The 15,035-nt window shown below is 64.0% G+C and carries 12 protein-coding genes; 8 read left to right on the top strand and 4 right to left on the bottom strand.

Features of this window, described 5'->3' with window-relative positions; all coding sequences use genetic code 11:
• The first annotated feature begins 29 nt into the window (after nucleotides 1-29).
• The 4 genes from P9228_RS00155 to P9228_RS00140 all read left to right on the top strand — a co-directional run bounded on the left by P9228_RS00155 (nucleotide 30) and on the right by P9228_RS00140 (nucleotide 4,421).
• Entirely contained in the window at nucleotides 30-155 is a 126-nt protein-coding gene (locus P9228_RS00155; protein WP_278051631.1) for a hypothetical protein, read from the top strand.
• The gene (locus P9228_RS00150; protein ID WP_278051630.1) at nucleotides 155-1,024 is read left to right on the top strand and encodes a transglutaminase family protein; all 870 of its coding nucleotides are present in this window, start codon (nucleotides 155-157) and stop codon (nucleotides 1,022-1,024) included. The genes P9228_RS00155 and P9228_RS00150 overlap by 1 nt, the downstream gene beginning before the upstream one ends.
• Before the next feature lie 301 nt (nucleotides 1,025-1,325).
• Nucleotides 1,326-2,744 carry a pilus assembly protein gene (locus P9228_RS00145; RefSeq protein ID WP_278051629.1) on the top strand — a complete coding sequence of 473 codons (1,419 nt, stop codon included), beginning with the start codon at nucleotides 1,326-1,328 and terminating at the stop codon, nucleotides 2,742-2,744.
• Nucleotides 2,745-3,152: 408 nt separating this feature from the next.
• On the top strand, nucleotides 3,153-4,421 hold the full coding sequence (locus P9228_RS00140; RefSeq protein ID WP_278051628.1) for a cyclopropane-fatty-acyl-phospholipid synthase family protein: 1,269 nt from the start codon (nucleotides 3,153-3,155) through the stop codon (nucleotides 4,419-4,421).
• A 12-nt stretch (nucleotides 4,422-4,433) separates the two neighbouring features.
• Here the strand turns inward: P9228_RS00140 and P9228_RS00135 are convergent, their stop codons facing one another.
• Both P9228_RS00135 and acs read right to left on the bottom strand, forming a co-directional pair.
• Nucleotides 4,434-5,180, bottom strand: a complete 747-nt coding sequence (locus P9228_RS00135) for an MOSC N-terminal beta barrel domain-containing protein (protein ID WP_067324949.1) — start codon at nucleotides 5,178-5,180, stop codon at nucleotides 4,434-4,436.
• Complete coding sequence (gene acs / locus P9228_RS00130; RefSeq protein ID WP_278051627.1) at nucleotides 5,180-7,135, bottom strand: acetate--CoA ligase; 1,956 nt, start codon at nucleotides 7,133-7,135, stop codon at nucleotides 5,180-5,182. The genes P9228_RS00135 and acs overlap by 1 nt, the downstream gene beginning before the upstream one ends.
• 304 nt (nucleotides 7,136-7,439) lie before the next feature.
• Here acs and P9228_RS00125 point away from each other — a divergent pair, with 304 nt between their 5' ends.
• Nucleotides 7,440-7,712, top strand: a complete 273-nt coding sequence (locus P9228_RS00125) for an aspartate-semialdehyde dehydrogenase (protein ID WP_067001506.1) — start codon at nucleotides 7,440-7,442, stop codon at nucleotides 7,710-7,712.
• A gap of 266 nt (nucleotides 7,713-7,978) precedes the next feature.
• Here P9228_RS00125 and P9228_RS00120 read toward each other — a convergent pair whose 3' ends face one another.
• Nucleotides 7,979-8,641: a YggS family pyridoxal phosphate-dependent enzyme gene (locus P9228_RS00120; protein WP_127247285.1), complete on the bottom strand. Its 663-nt coding sequence runs from the start codon at nucleotides 8,639-8,641 to the stop codon at nucleotides 7,979-7,981.
• A 142-nt stretch (nucleotides 8,642-8,783) separates the two neighbouring features.
• Between P9228_RS00120 and leuS the strand changes: the two genes are divergently transcribed.
• Nucleotides 8,784-11,426, top strand: a complete 2,643-nt coding sequence (gene leuS / locus P9228_RS00115; RefSeq protein WP_278051624.1) for a leucine--tRNA ligase — start codon at nucleotides 8,784-8,786, stop codon at nucleotides 11,424-11,426.
• Complete coding sequence (gene lptE / locus P9228_RS00110) at nucleotides 11,413-11,994, top strand: LPS assembly lipoprotein LptE (RefSeq protein ID WP_278051623.1); 582 nt, start codon at nucleotides 11,413-11,415, stop codon at nucleotides 11,992-11,994. Before leuS ends, lptE begins: the two co-directional genes overlap by 14 nt.
• Nucleotides 11,995-12,086: 92 nt before the next feature.
• Here the strand turns inward: lptE and fsa are convergent, their stop codons facing one another.
• Complete coding sequence (gene fsa / locus P9228_RS00105; protein ID WP_278051620.1) at nucleotides 12,087-12,743, bottom strand: fructose-6-phosphate aldolase; 657 nt, start codon at nucleotides 12,741-12,743, stop codon at nucleotides 12,087-12,089.
• A gap of 90 nt (nucleotides 12,744-12,833) precedes the next feature.
• Here fsa and P9228_RS00100 point away from each other — a divergent pair, with 90 nt between their 5' ends.
• Nucleotides 12,834-15,017, top strand: coding sequence for a primosomal protein N' (locus P9228_RS00100; protein WP_278051619.1), 2,184 nt, complete (start codon nucleotides 12,834-12,836; stop codon nucleotides 15,015-15,017).
• Nucleotides 15,018-15,035: the final 18 nt, after the last annotated feature.

Here is a 15,035-nt window from a genome sequence, read left to right as displayed (position 1 = left end):
AACCTCCGAAGCGGAGCCTGCAAAGGCGCATGCCGGCATTTCGACTCGCCGCCGGAACAACGCTCCTCATTGCGGCGTTCTCCAACCAGTCTTGCAAGACCACCAACAAGGGCATGACCACCAACAAGGGCAAGACCACCAACAAGGGGAAGTGATGCTGATCAGGCTCGGCTACGAACTCGCCATCGAATGCGATGCCGCGACGCCGATCATCGCGCTTCTCGACATCCACCCGGATCGCCATGCCGACATCAAGCGGCAGACGCGCTTTCTCACCTCGCCTTCGGTGCCGACGACCACCTATCGCGACAGCCATGGCAATATCTGCCGCCGCTTCACGGCGCCGGCCGGCGGTTTTCGCATCCTCTTTGATGGGGTGGTCGAGGACAGCGGCGAGGCCGACGAGATCAACACGCTGGCGCGCGAAATGCCGGTGGCGGAGCTGCCCGACGAGGTGCTCGTCTACCTGCTCGGCAGCCGCTATTGCGAAACCGATCACCTCAGCAACCTCGCCTGGGAGCTGTTCGGCCACCTGCCGCCCGGCTGGGCGCGCGCGCAGGCGATCGTCGACTATGTCCATAGCCGGCTTTCGTTCGGCTACGGCTATGCCCGCGCCACCCGCACGGCGGCGCAGGCGCATGAGGAGCGCGTCGGCGTTTGCCGCGACTTCGCGCATCTCGCGATCGCGCTCTGCCGCGCGATGAACATTCCAGCGCGCTATGTGAACGGCTATCTCGGCGACATCGGCGTGCCGGCCGATCCGGCGCCGATGGATTTCTCAGCCTGGATGGAAGTGTTCCTCGACGGGAAATGGTACGCGTTCGATCCGCGCCACAATCGTCCAAGGATCGGCCGCGTCGTGATCGCGCGCGGCCGCGACGCCACCGACGTGCCGCTGCTGCACAGCTTCGGCCCGCATCGGCTTACCCTGTTCAAGGTGTGGACCTATGAGCAGGAAGGCAACCTGTTCAAGCCGCCGCATCACGGCATCAACAGGACCGCGAGCGCCCAGATGCTCGCGTAAGCCAGGCGGCTGTTTCACTGCGGCGCCAGCACCAGCGCTGACCCGCTTTGGCACAGGGCGCACTGTGCCGAAGCGGGAAGGGCCGCAATGGCTCCGCCACTCATGGTAAGCGCTTTATGAACGGCATTTCCCTATTGCGTTTCCATTTACCCGCCATTCACCTTCCTGTCTGCCGTGTTCCAGCAGAAACAATGAGTTAGCTGTCGCTCCGCGCTTTCGAACAGAAGGGTGGCCGTGTCTGGCCGAAGTCCTGCAGCGCTTCCGTTGAGCGGCACCGAAGCCGCAGCAGGCGGGGGTGAGGATGCGGCAGTTGAAAGGTCTCGTTTGTGGGGTGGACGGCTTTGCGCGGGATCGCGGAGGCAATTTCGCGGTTCTGTTTGGGGCTGCCGCATCGGTGCTGGCGCTGGGGGTGGGATTCGCAGTCAATATCGCGCAGGTCTACAATGCGAGATCGAGTCTGCAGAGCGTCGTCGATGCCGCTGTGACCTCGACGGCACGCGATCTCACCCTTGGTGTCATCAAGGAAGCCGATGCCGACGCGTCGGTACAGGCATTTCTCGACGCCAACAGCGCGGCCGGCATCCTGCAGGCCAAACAGATCGTGCTCGACAAGCTCACCATCGACAGGACATCGAAGACCGTGCAGGTGAATGCGCATGCCGATGTCGGCCTCTATTTTCCGCTGTTCAGCGTTGGCGATATGCAGCGTGTCGGCGCCTCGACCACCGCGCTCTATTCAGACAAGAAGATCGAGGTGGCGCTGATGCTCGACATCACCGGCTCCATGGCGGCCAACAAGCGCGCCAAGACCAATAAGATCGGCGACCTGCAGGCGGCCGCGTCGCAGACGGTCAAGGATCTCCTGGGACAGAACCGGGATCCCAGCGAGCCTCGGGTCCGGGTGGCGATCGTCCCCTATGCCGAGGCCGTCAACACTGGCGGCCTCGCCGACACCGTCTTCGTCGAGACGTCGGCCGGACCGAAGCTGCCGCCGCCGATCGATGCGCCGCTTGCCATTTCCGTGACGACCGCGCCTGACAAATGCGCCACTGAACGCACGGACAAGGACGGCTATGCCGATTATTCGTCCGACGGCCCGTATACGCTGCGGCAGGACAACAATGGCAGGACCTATCAGGCCAAGGTCAACCGCGACTACCGCATGAAAGTGTGTCCATCCGCGGCGCTGGTTCCGCTGACGGCCGATCAGAACACGCTGCTCACGGCCATCGGTCATTTCCAAGCTGCGGGCGTGACGGCAGGTGGGATTGCCGCGCAATGGGGCTATTACATGCTTTCGCCGTCCTGGCGTTCGGCCATCGCCGATGCCCGCCTGGGCGCGGGTCCGGCGAATTTCGATCCGAAGAAAGTGGCAAAGATCGCCATCCTGATGACGGATGGCCAGTTCAACACCGCCTTTGCCCGCGGGCGCGGCACGTCCGCGTCCGACGACGAGGGCCGGAGGTCGCGCGCCAATGCCGAAGCCATTTGCGAGAATATGAAGCACGACGGCATAGAGGTTTTCACCATCGGCTTCGATCTCAACGATCCGTCGATGACGACGACCGAGAGGGATCAAGCGAGATCCGTATTGAAGGACTGTGCGACCGACGACACGTCGTCGCTGAAGCATTTTTACGAGGCCGCCACGGGCACCGAACTGTCAGATGCCTTCGATCAGATCACCCGCAATATCGAGAAGCTCACCATCAATCGCTGACCCACAGGGCAGGCCGCGAGAAAAGGAAAAGGCCGCCGCTTCTTGACGAAGCAGGCGGCCTTCCGTGTTTCCGTCCATGACGCGGCTCCTGGCGGCGACCCCTTCGGGTCACCTGCCGCGCGTCTCGCGCCTTAACGGGAAGACTGCTTCCCGGAAGTGCAATCCGCTGAGCTCACGTTATGGAAAACGAAATCACTCGACATCGGATCACCTCCTTTCGGTTTGTTGAACACAGCCAAATGATGGGGTGCGTCGCGGCAAAACACAAGATGACGCTACGGAATGGCCGTGCATCGGGCGAGGATCATCCTCGCGCGATGCTTTTGCGCAACAGATCGGGATTGCGGTCGACGGGCCGGTGGACGACAGTGGCGCTCGAGGGCGGGGTTCGCCTATTGGGAGGTGGGAATGGACGCCGCCGACAGAGCCGCGCGGATCGTACGCAGGGTCGTCGAGACGTTGAAGCCGGGTTTTGCGGTCAGGCTTTGGACCGGCGAGCGGATCGGGCCCGCCGGCGGTCCGGTGCTTGCCATCAACGATCAGGACATCGTCTGGCAACTGGTGCGGCGTCCTGCCTTCTCGACGCTTGTCGAGATGTGGATTTCCAAGACCGTCGACATCGAAGAGGGCACGCTGTTCGACTTCTACGCCGTGCCCTCGCAGGGCAGGCTCAAGACGAAGCTCAGATCATTGCCCAAGCTGGAGATCCTGCGCGACCTGCCGGTGGTGCTGTTCTCGCGAAAACAGATGACGGCGCGCAGCGACCTCTCCGGCCGCAACCCCTATGTCAGCGGGTCGAACAAGGAAGCGATCCAGCATCACTACGACATCTCGAATGCCTTCTACCGGCTCTTCCTTGACGAGCGCATGGTCTATAGCTGTGGGTATTTCAAGGATTTCGCCAACCGCATCGACCAGGCGCAAGTCGACAAGCTCGACCATATCTGCCGCAAGCTCAGGCTGAAGCCCGGCGAAAGGCTGCTCGACATCGGCTGCGGCTGGGGCGCGATGCTGATCCATGCGGCGAAGCATTACGGCGTCGTCGGCCATGGCGTCTCGCTGTCGCGGGCCCAGACGGAGCTTGCCCGCGAGCGCATCCGCGCCGAGGGTCTCGAGGACCGTATCACCATCGAGATCAAATCCTACGCCGAGCTCTCCGGCACGTTCGACAAGATATCGTCCATCGGCATGTTCGAGCATCTGGGTATTGCCAATCACGACGCCTACTTTTCGGCCGTCCATCGTCTGCTCAAGCCCGGCGGAATCTATCTGCACCACGCCATCACCAGGCGCAGCAAGGGCGACATCCGCAAGACGTTGCGCAAGGGCCCGGAATACAAGGCGCTGATCAAATACATCTTCCCAGGTGGAGAGCTCGACACGATCGGCATGACGCTCGGCAATCTCGAGGCGCGTGGCTTCCTCGTCCATGATGTCGAGAACCTTCGCGAGCATTATCAGCGCACCTGCCGGCTGTGGGCCGAGCGTCTCCATGCGCGCTTCGACGAGGCGATCGCCGAGGTCGGCGAGGCGAAAGCGCGGCTATGGCTGCTCTATCTCACCGGCTGCTCGATCGCCTTCGAACGCGCCTCGGCGCAGATTTTCCAGACCGTCGCCACCAAGCGCGCGCGGGGACCAAGCGGCCTGCCGCCGACGCGTGAAGATTTGTACCGGTAGGGACAAGGCAGGTCAGGCGAACCGCACTTCCGCGCCGATCTCGACGCGTGCCGGCCGGTCGACGGTGCAATAAACGCCGATATTGTGGGCGTTGTAGCGGACCAGGTTGCGCAGGATGCCGGGGTCGTTGTCGAAGCCGTCCTGGGCGATGATGGTGAAGCCGCAGCGGCGGCAGGGCTCGGAGATCGTGAGCAGCAGATCGCCGATCGCGAGCTTGCGGCCGAGCCATTCCGTCTCCGGGAAGGAGCCTTCCACCGGCTCCATGTCGACGACGATGTTGGGGCGAAAGCGGCGCGAATCTGGCACGCCTTGCGGATGCAGCGCCTTCAGCCGCGCCAGCGAGGCGGTGGTGAGCAGATGGATCGGCGTCCTGCTGTATCGCTCGGCCGTCAGCGGGCCGGCATAGCCCGGCGCGTGCTCGCGGAAGTAAGGCCGGATCGAGGCGTCGAAGCCGAGAAATCCGGAAAGAACCCGGTCGCTTTCCGGGTCGGGCGCCGGCAGCCAGTCGCCGCCGGGCACAGCCACTTCGAGCCGGCGGTCTTCGGTCAGCCGGGTGCGGATCAGCGGCACCTTGTGCCATTTCGGTCCGCGGTCCGGCCTGGCGATCTCGCCATCCGAGGCATCGACCAGGCCGAACAGCCGGTCGCCGTCGACAGTCGACGTGCCGACGGAGATGGCGTCCAGCCGCTCGCCGGCGAGCGAGCTCGCCGGATAGCGCCATAGCTGGCTGACGGTGCCGAGTGCGGCCTGCGCGTTCATCAGGCCCTTTTATTCTGCCGGTTGGCAACGAGATCGTCGACCACGGCCGGATCGGCGAGCGTCGAGGTGTCGCCGAGCGCGCCGTAATCGTCCTCGGCGATCTTGCGCAGGATGCGCCGCATGATCTTGCCTGAACGGGTCTTGGGCAGGCCCGGCGCGAACTGGATCTTGTCGGGCGTTGCGATGGCGCCGATCTCCTTGCGGACATGGGCGACAAGCTCCTTGCGCAGATCCTCGCTCGACGTCGTGCCGGACATCAGCGTGACGTAGCAGTAGATTCCCTGACCCTTGATATCGTGCGGATAGCCGACGACGGCGGCTTCCGAGACCTTGTCGTGGCTGACCAGCGCCGATTCAACTTCCGCCGTGCCCATGCGGTGGCCTGAAACGTTGATGACGTCGTCGACGCGGCCGGTGATCCAGTAGTAGCCGTCGGCGTCACGGCGGCAGCCGTCGCCGGTGAAGTATTTGCCCTTGTAAGTCGAGAAATAGGTCTGCACGAAACGGTCGTGATCGCCATAGACGGTGCGCATCTGGCCGGGCCAGGAATCGGTGATGCAGAGATTGCCGTCGGCCGCGCCTTCCAGCACCTTGCCTTCGCCATCGACCAGCTGCGGCTTGACGCCGAAGAAGGGCCGTGTCGCCGAGCCGGCCTTAAGGTCGGTGGCGCCCGGCAGCGGCGTGATCAGGATGCCGCCGGTCTCGGTCTGCCACCATGTGTCGACGATCGGCACCTTGGCGTTGCCGACGACGTTGAAATACCACTCCCAGGCTTCCGGATTGATCGGCTCGCCGACCGTGCCCAGCACGCGCAGCGACTTGCGCGAGGTCTTCTTCACATGGGAATCGCCGGCGCCCATCAGGGCGCGCAGCGCCGTCGGCGCGGTGTAGAAGATGTTGACCTGGTGCTTGTCGACGACTTCCCAGAAGCGCGACTGCGACGGGTAGTTCGGCACGCCCTCGAACATCAGCGTCGTGGCGCCGTTGGCCAAAGGGCCATAGACGATGTAGCTGTGGCCGGTGACCCAGCCGACATCGGCGGTGCACCAGTAGATGTCGCCGTCATGGTAATCGAAGACATACTGGTGCGTCATCGAAACATAGACGAGATAGCCGGCGGTGGTGTGCAGCACGCCCTTCGGCTTGCCGGTTGAGCCCGATGTGTAGAGGATAAACAACGGGTCCTCCGCCTTCATCTTCTCGGGTTTGCAGTCGGCCTTAACGGTCGCGGCCTCATCGTGGTACCAGACGTCGCGGCCCGGCACCCAGCCGGTCTTGCCGCCGGTGCGTCGCACCACCACCACTTTTTCCACCTTGGTGCCGGCCTTGGCGGCGATGTCGATGGCCTTGTCGGTGTTGTCCTTCAGCGCAATCGGCTTGCCGCCGCGCAGGCCCTCGTCGGCGGTGATGACGATGGTCGACTTGCAGTCGTCGATGCGGCCGGCCAGCGCATCGGGCGAGAAGCCGCCGAAGACGACCGAATGGATGGCGCCGATACGCGTGCAGGCAAGCATCGCGTAAGCCGTTTCGGGGATCATCGGCATGTAGATGGTAACGCGGTCGCCCTTCTTGACGCCGTGCTTCTTCAGGACATTGGCGAAGCGGCAGACATGCGCATAGAGCTCGTTGTAGGTAATCTTCCTGTCATCGTAAGGGTTGTCGCCTTCCCAGATGATGGCGGTCTGGTTGCCGCGCTTCTTCAGATGCCGGTCGACGCAGTTGTAGGAAACGTTGGTCTGGCCGTCCTCGAACCACTTGATCGAGACCTTGCCGTCGAAGGAAGTGTTCTTGACCTTGGTGAAGGGCTTGAACCAGTCGATGCGCTTGCCGTGCTTGCCCCAAAACTTGTCCGGGTTCTTCACGCTGTCGGCATACCATTTGAGATAGGTGTCGTTGTCGATCAGCGCGTTTTTCTTCCACGCCGGCTGGACGCGGTGGACATGGACATCGGACATTTTTTAGCTTTCCTCCGAAACCGTTCCGCCGGCTTGATGTGCCGACGGCATCACGGCGAAGCAGCCGTGAATTCGCGGCATTATTAACAGTTCCGCCGTGACGGCAATATTAGACGTTGGATTCGCGCGGCGGGATGACGCAGGGGCAAGTGCAAACGCCTGTCAGCACTCTCGCCCTAGGGCTGCTAACCGTCTGTTTTTCCGATGGAAAACTTGGGTCTGATGTGCGAAAATCAATAGACGGTTAAGCAACGAGGCGCAGAGTTTCGCGTTGGGAGGAAAGGAGAATCAACTGAGGACGGCAATGCGCCATCATCTCGAAATGGACTTGATGCTCAGCGGCTATGGGCTGACCACGGCCAAGATCCTTTATCACTTCCCAGACCATCCCCATCTGCTGCAAAGCTATATCTGGCAGGATTACGACATCGCGCCGGAGTTTCCGGTGCTGATCCGCTTCATCGAATTCTGGAAGACCAAGCTCGACGGCCCGCTGCATTCGGTGACGTACACGCACCAGAAGCTGATCGCGCCGAACGAGTGGCGGAAAGTGGACGGGGAGTTCGTGCTGCACTGAGCGGCGCAGAGGTTCTCTGGACGTCCGACGTTTGGCGGAAACGCCCATCACTCGTTATCCCCGGGCGGAGCAAGGAGCAGCAGCTAATCGCAAACGTTCACGCTTGCCCTGATAGGGACGGCCGTAATGACGTGGCTCCGAGCATCGTGTTCCGCCAAGCTGAATGACGACGGGGGAATAGGAACGGCCCGCTTCGCTTCAAGCGCCGGCGAAAGCGTTATCATTGTCGGGTCGGTAACAAGATCGTTACGGAGGTGTCGAGGCGCTTAGCGACTGCCGAAGATCGCCGAGCCCAGCCTGACGCTGGTCGCGCCGAAGGCGATCGCGGTCTCGTAATCGCCGGACATGCCCATCGAGAGCATTGCGACGCCGGCCTCGCGGGCGATCTTTTCCAAAAGCGCGAAATGCGGACCGGGATTCTCGTCCGCCGGCGGGATGCACATGAGGCCCTCAATGGCGAGGCCGTGCACCTCGCGGCAGCGTTTGACGAAGGCGACGGCGTCGCGCGGCTCGATGCCGGCCTTCTGCGGCTCGGAACCGGTGTTGACCTGGACATAGAGTTTCGGCGCCCGGCCTTGTCTGGCGGTCTCCTTGGCAAGCTCGGCGGCGATCTTCTCGCGATCGACGGTCTCGATGACATCGAAAAGCGCCACCGCTTCCTTCGTCTTGTTGGATTGCAGCGGCCCGATCAGGTGCAGCTCGATGTCGGGAAACGCCGCTTTCAGCGCCGGCCATTTACCTTGAGCTTCCTGCACGCGGTTCTCGCCGAAAACACGCTGGCCCGCCTCGATGACCGGGCGGATATCTTCGGCCGCGAAGGTCTTCGAGACCGCAACCAGCATGACGGCGCCGGGCTCACGCTTTGCCTCGCGTTCGGCGCTTGCGATCTTCGCCTTGACCGCGCGAAGCTGTTCGACGGGGCTCGTCATGTCCATATCCTGCCCATAGTTTTAGCACCAACGCCGGATCGCCACAGTTGACGGGTCTGGCAATCCATGGTGAACACCGACATTGTCTCGGCTGCCGGCCTTGCCCAGGGCCGCGCACCCGCTTTTAAGTGAAAAACATCTGATGGCAACCGAACGATACAATCCGCGCACGTCAGAGCCCAAATGGCAGAAGGCCTGGGCCGAAAAGAAGCTGTTCGAGGCCAGGAACGAGGACCCGAAGCCGAAATACTACGTGCTCGAGATGTTCCCTTATCCCTCGGGGAAGATCCATATCGGCCACACCCGCAACTATACGATGGGCGACGTCGTCGCGCGCTACAAGCGGGCCAAGGGCTTCAACGTGCTGCACCCGATGGGTTGGGACGCCTTCGGCATGCCGGCCGAGAATGCCGCGATGCAGAACAAGGTCCATCCCAAGGACTGGACCTACGAAAACATCGCCGTCATGCGCGAGCAGCTCAAGATGATGGGCCTGTCGCTCGACTGGGCGCGGGAGTTCGCCACATGCGACGTCGACTACTATCACCGCCAGCAGATGCTGTTCCTCGACTTCGTCGAGAAGGGGCTGGTGACGCGCAAATCCTCCAAGGTCAACTGGGACCCGGCAGACATGACGGTGCTCGCCAACGAGCAGGTCATCGACGGCCGCGGCTGGCGCTCGGGCGCGCTGGTCGAGCAGCGCGAGTTGACGCAGTGGTTCTTCAAGATCACCGATTTCGCGCAGGATCTCTTGGAGTCGCTCAACCTGCTGGAGGAATGGCCTGAAAAGGTCAAGCTGATGCAGCATAATTGGATCGGCCGCTCGGAAGGGCTGCTGATCCGCTGGCCGCTGGCGGCTGCAAGCTCTGCCAAGATCGGCGGCGACATGCACGAGCTGGAAGTCTACACAACCAGGCCGGACACCATCTTCGGCGCCTCCTTCATGGCGGTCGCGGCGGATCACCCGCTGGCCAGACAAGCCGCCGAGAACAATCCGGCGCTGGCCAAGTTCATCGACGAGGTCCGTCATATGGGCACCTCGGTGGCGGCGCTTGAGACGGCGGAAAAGAAGGGTTTCGATACCGGCATCCGCGTCGTCCATCCTTTCGACGACAGCTGGACGCTGCCTGTTTACGTCGCGAATTTCGTGCTGATGGAGTATGGCACGGGCGCCATCTTCGGCTGCCCGTCGGGCGATCAGCGCGACCTCGACTTCGCCAACAAATACGGCCTGCCGCTAGTCCCGGTAGTGATGCCGGAAGACGGCGACGCAAAAAGCTTCCAGATCACCGAGGAGGCCTATGTCGACGACGGCGTGATGATCAATTCGCGCTTCCTCGACGGCATGAAGCCGCAGCGCGCGTTCGACGAGGTGGCGAAGCTGCTCGAACAGAAGACGATCGGCGGCCGGCCGATGGCGGAGCGCAAGGTGAATTTCCGCCTGCGCGATTGGGGCATCTCGCGCCAGCGCTACTGGGGCTGCCCGATCCCGATGATCCACTGCGAGGCCTGCGGCGTGGTGCCGGTGCCGAAGGCCGATCTGCCGGTGAAACTGCCTGACGACATCGAGTTCGACCGTCCGGGCAATCCGCTCGATCGGCATCCGACATGGCGTCACGTGAAATGCCCGCAATGCGGGCGCGACGCGCGGCGCGAGACCGACACGATGGATACGTTCGTCGATTCGTCGTGGTATTTCGCGCGCTTCACCGCCCCCTGGGCAAACGAGCCGACCGAGCCGAAGGCGGCGGACGAGTGGCTGGCGGTGGACCAGTATATTGGCGGCATCGAGCACGCGATCCTGCATCTGCTCTATTCGCGCTTCTTCACACGTGCCATGCGCGAGACCGGCCATTTGAACCTCGCCGAGCCGTTCAAGGGCCTGTTCACGCAAGGCATGGTGGTGCACGAGACCTACCGCGTCGGCGGTCCGTCGACAAATGGGCGCTGGCTGTCGCCGAGCGAGGTCAGGATCGAGGACGCCGGCGGCAAGCGCCGCGCCATCGAGATCGCGACCGGCGAGGAAGCGTCGATCGGCGCGCTCGAGAAGATGTCGAAATCGAAGAAGAACACGGTGAGTCCGGAGGAGATCACCGACGGCTACGGAGCCGATACCGCGCGCTGGTTCATGCTGTCGGACTCGCCGCCGGAGCGCGACGTCGAATGGACCGACGAAGGTGCCGCCGGCGCGCATCGCTTCGTGCAGCGCGTCTGGCGCCTGGTGCAGATCGCGGCCGAACAGCTTGGCGACGTGAAGCCGGCCGCGGCGAGCGAAGGCGAGGCAGGTGCCGTTTCCAAGGCCGCGCACAAGATCCTTAAGGCGATCGGCGAGGACATCGAGAAGCTCGGCTTCAACCGAGCTATCGCCCGCATCTACGAGCTTGCCAATGCGCTGGCCGTGCCGCTCAACGACGTCGCCGAAGGCAAGGCTGACGCGGCGCTGAAGGGCGCCTGCCGCGAGGCCGTCGAGATCCTGGTGCATGTGATCGCGCCGGTGATGCCGCATCTGGCCGAGGAATGCTGGGAGGCGTTGGGCGGCACCGAGATGGTCGCCGAACGGCCGTGGCCTGCCTACGATCCGGCCCTGGTCGTCGACAACGAGATCATGTTGCCGGTGCAGGTCAACGGCAAGAAGCGCGGGGATTTGACAATTGCCCGCGACGCGGATCAAGGTGCCGTCGAAAAAGCGGTGCTGGCTCTCGACTTCGTGCAGAAAGCGCTCGATGGTAAAGCCCCGCGCAAGGTGATCATCGTCCCGCAGAGGATCGTCAATGTCGTTGCCTGATCCGGAAAAGTCACAGGCGGCGCGTTTGCTGCGCCGCGCTGCTCTCAGCGGCCTGGTCGCCTCGCTGGCACTGGTCTCCGCCTGCACGGTACGGCCGCTCTATTCCAGCGCGCCGCTCACCGCCGGGGCGCAGGTCGGGGCCGCCGCCGAGCTGGCCTCGATCTCGATCAAGCCGGTGAGCACGCGCCCTGCACAACAGGTGCGCAACAATCTGATCTTCGCTTTCGGCCAGGGCTCGGGCGAGCCGGCATCGCCTGCCTATACGCTCGACCTCGGCGTCACCGAGCTTGTCGAGTCGGCGGCCATCGTTCAGGTGCAGACCGAAGAGGACGAGCCGACGGCCGGCACCGTGACCCTTACCGCCAATTATGTGCTCAGAGACGCCGCGACCGGCACTGTGGTCGCGCTCGGCAAGCGCTCGATTCCTTCCTCCTTCGACCGGCCGCGCCAGGAGTTTGCGGCCTACCGGGCGCAGATCGACGCCGAGAACCGCGCCGCCCGCGAGCTCGCCGATCTGCTCAGGCTGGCGATCGCCCAGGACCTGGCCAAGAATGGCAAGAAGGCCTGAGCTGGTCTCTGAGCGCCGCCGCGCTTTTCCCCTATTCGATGCAACAAAAAGGCCAGCTTATCCCGGCCCTTTTTGTTGTCTGATCTCGGGCCTCAGCCAATCTTCTGGCCGGTCTTGGCCCAGTCGGCGAGGAAGGCGGCGAGGCCCTTGTCGGTGAGCGGATGGTTGACCAACGCCTTCAACGTCGCCGGCGGCGCGGTCACGATATCGGCGCCGATCAAAGCCGCCTGCTTGACGTGGTTCACCGTACGCACGGAAGCGGTCAGGATCTCGGTCTTGAAATCATAATTGTCGTAGATGGTGCGGATTTCCGAGATCAGCTCCATGCCGTCCGAGCCGGTGTCGTCGATGCGGCCGACGAAAGGCGAGATGAAGGAGGCGCCGGCCTTGGCGGCAAGCAGCGCCTGGTTGGCCGAGAAGCAGAGCGTGACGTTGACCATGCGGTTCATCTCGGTGCGGATCGTCTTGCAGGCCTTCAGACCATCCAGCGTCAGCGGCACCTTGATGGCCACATTCGGCGCGATCTTGGCCAGCACCTCGGCCTCGGCCATCATGTCCTTGTACTCGGTCGCCACGACCTCGGCCGAGACCGGGCCTTCGACAATGTCGCAGATCTGCTTGGTGACCTCGGCGATCTTGCCGCCCGATTTCAGGATCAGCGACGGGTTGGTGGTGACGCCATCGAGCAGCCCCAGATCGTGCAGCTCCTTAATTTCCTTGATGTCAGCGGTATCGACAAAAAACTTCATGGCTGTCTCCTTGGGGATTGCCTGACGCCGGCCAGGCAGATGCGGGGGTCCCCTTTGATCTAGAGCAAAGTCGGGGCAAGGTCACGCCCGATGATCGAAGATTCGCCCTTTGTCGCGGCCGCGCCGGTGCTGGTGCCGATGCCGGCCGAACGGCCCTACACATATGCCGTGCCGCCAGGCATGCGCGTGGTGCCGGGCTCGATCGTGCGCGTGCCGCTGGGGCCGCGGCAGGTCGCCGGCATCGTCTGGGACGCCGTCGTCGAATCCGTCGATCCGAAAAAGCTGCGGCCGATCGAGGAGGTCTTCGACTGCCCGCCGATCGACAAGGCCATGCGCCGTTTCGTCGACTGGATCGCCCAATACACGCTGTCGGCGCCCGGCATGGTGGCGCGGATGTTGTTGAGGGCGCCGGAAGCTTTCGACCCGGAGCCGTGGATCGAAGGCCTGCAGCGCACGCTTGCCGAGCCCGACCGATTGACCGACGCGCGACGCCGCGTGCTGGAGACGGCCGAAGGCGGGCTTGCCTGGACGCGCTCCGGTCTCGCCCATGCGGCGGGTGTCTCCTCGACCGTCATCGATGGCTTGAGGGCACAAGGCGTGTTCGAGACGGTGATGATCCCGCCAAGGCCGGTGGTCGCCGCACCCGATCCCGGCCATGCTGTGCCGGCATTGATGCCGGACCAGAAGGCGGCGGCCGAGAAGCTGCGCGCGGCGATCGCCGCCGGCGCCTTCAACGTCACCCTGCTCGACGGCGTCACCGGATCGGGCAAGACGGAAGTCTATTTCGAGGCGGTGGCGGCGGCGCTCGACAAGGGCAAGCAGGTGCTGATCCTGCTGCCGGAGATCGCGCTGACGCACGCTTTCCTCGAACGCTTCCAGGACCGCTTCGGCGCCAAACCGGCGGAGTGGCATTCGGACCTGCCGCCCCGGATGCGCCAACGCGTCTGGCGGCAGGTGGCGGAGGGCGGCGTGCGCGTCGTCGCCGGGGCGCGCTCGGCGCTGTTCTTGCCGTTCAAGGAGCTAGGCCTGATCGTCGTCGACGAGGAGCATGACCCGGCCTACAAACAGGAAGACCGCGTCTTCTATAATGCGCGCGACATGGCGGTGGTGCGCGGCCATATCGGCGCTTTCCCGGTCGTGCTCGCCTCGGCGACGCCGTCGGTCGAGAGCCGCGTCAACGCCAGCCAGGGCCGCTACCAGCGCGCGGTGCTGTCGGCGCGTTTTGCCGAGGCGGCGCTCCCCGACCTGAAATCGATCGACATGCGGCGCGCGCCGCCGGCGCGCGGCGGTTTTCTGTCGCCTCTCCTTCTGGAGCAGATGGAGCGCACGCTGGAGAGACAAGAGCAGTCGCTGCTCTTCCTCAACCGGCGCGGCTATGCGCCGCTGACGCTCTGCCGCGTCTGCGGCCATCGCTTCGGCTGCCCGGTCTGCTCGGCCTGGCTGGTCGAGCATCGCTTTCGCGGCCAGCTCGTTTGCCACCATTGCGGCCACAATGAGCGGCGGCCGGAAGCTTGCCCGGAATGCGGCACGCTCGATCATCTGGTCGCCTGCGGGCCGGGCGTCGAGCGCATCGCCGAGGAAGTGGTGGCGCATTTCCCGGAAGCCCGCACGATCGTGTTGTCGTCCGATCTCTTGGGCGGCGTGCGCCGGCTGCGGCTCGAGCTCGAGGCCGTCGCCAATGGCGAGGCCGATATCGTCATCGGCACGCAGCTCGTCGCCAAGGGTCACAACTTCCCCGGCATGACGCTGGTCGGCGTGGTCGACGCCGATCTCGGCCTCGCCAATGGCGATCCGCGCGCCGCCGAGCGCACCTTCCAGCTGCTCAGCCAGGTGACCGGGCGCGCGGGCCGCACCGGCAAGAAGAGCCTCGGCCTGCTGCAGACCTACCAGCCCGACCATCCGGTGATGCGGGCGATCGTCTCGGGCGATTCGGAAGCCTTTTACGAGCGCGAAATCGCGGAGCGGGAGCGGGCCGTACTGCCACCGTTCGGCCGGCTCGCCGGCATCATCGTCAGTGCGGCGACACGCGCCGAGGCCGAAACCCATGCGCGGGGCTTGCGGCGCGCGGCACCTACAGCCTCCGATCTCTTCGTGCTCGGACCGGCCGAGGCGCCGCTGTCGCTGATCGGCGGCCGCCACCGCTTTCGGTTGCTGGTGCAAGGCGAGCGGCGCGCCGACATGCAGGGCTTTATTCGAGCCATGCTGGCGGATGGGCCGAAGCTGCGCGGCTCCGTCAGGGTGCAGGTCGACATCGACCCGCAGAGCTTCCTATAAGCGAGAAAGACAGCCCCA

Source organism: Mesorhizobium sp. WSM4898 (genome assembly GCF_029625845.1).
Taxonomy (GTDB): Bacteria; Pseudomonadota; Alphaproteobacteria; order Rhizobiales; family Rhizobiaceae; genus Mesorhizobium.
The sequence above is the reverse complement of the archived record's forward strand: the minus strand, read 5'-3'. Positions and strand labels throughout refer to the sequence as shown.

Excerpts from the sequence above, each read along its gene's own strand:
- P9228_RS00125 (WP_067001506.1), top strand. The coding sequence starts at position 7,440 with ATGCGCCATCATCTCGAAATGGACTTGATGCTCAGCGGCTATGGGCTG.
- lptE (WP_278051623.1), top strand. The coding sequence starts at position 11,413 with ATGTCGTTGCCTGATCCGGAAAAGTCACAGGCGGCGCGTTTGCTGCGC.
- P9228_RS00135 (WP_067324949.1), bottom strand. The coding sequence starts at position 5,180 with ATGAACGCGCAGGCCGCACTCGGCACCGTCAGCCAGCTATGGCGCTAT.
- leuS (WP_278051624.1), top strand. The coding sequence starts at position 8,784 with ATGGCAACCGAACGATACAATCCGCGCACGTCAGAGCCCAAATGGCAG.
- acs (WP_278051627.1), bottom strand. The coding sequence starts at position 7,135 with ATGTCCGATGTCCATGTCCACCGCGTCCAGCCGGCGTGGAAGAAAAAC.
- P9228_RS00155 (WP_278051631.1), top strand. The coding sequence starts at position 30 with ATGCCGGCATTTCGACTCGCCGCCGGAACAACGCTCCTCATTGCGGCG.
- P9228_RS00100 (WP_278051619.1), top strand. The coding sequence starts at position 12,834 with ATGATCGAAGATTCGCCCTTTGTCGCGGCCGCGCCGGTGCTGGTGCCG.
- P9228_RS00150 (WP_278051630.1), top strand. The coding sequence starts at position 155 with ATGCTGATCAGGCTCGGCTACGAACTCGCCATCGAATGCGATGCCGCG.
- P9228_RS00145 (WP_278051629.1), top strand. The coding sequence starts at position 1,326 with ATGCGGCAGTTGAAAGGTCTCGTTTGTGGGGTGGACGGCTTTGCGCGG.
- fsa (WP_278051620.1), bottom strand. The coding sequence starts at position 12,743 with ATGAAGTTTTTTGTCGATACCGCTGACATCAAGGAAATTAAGGAGCTG.
- P9228_RS00120 (WP_127247285.1), bottom strand. The coding sequence starts at position 8,641 with ATGACGAGCCCCGTCGAACAGCTTCGCGCGGTCAAGGCGAAGATCGCA.
- P9228_RS00140 (WP_278051628.1), top strand. The coding sequence starts at position 3,153 with ATGGACGCCGCCGACAGAGCCGCGCGGATCGTACGCAGGGTCGTCGAG.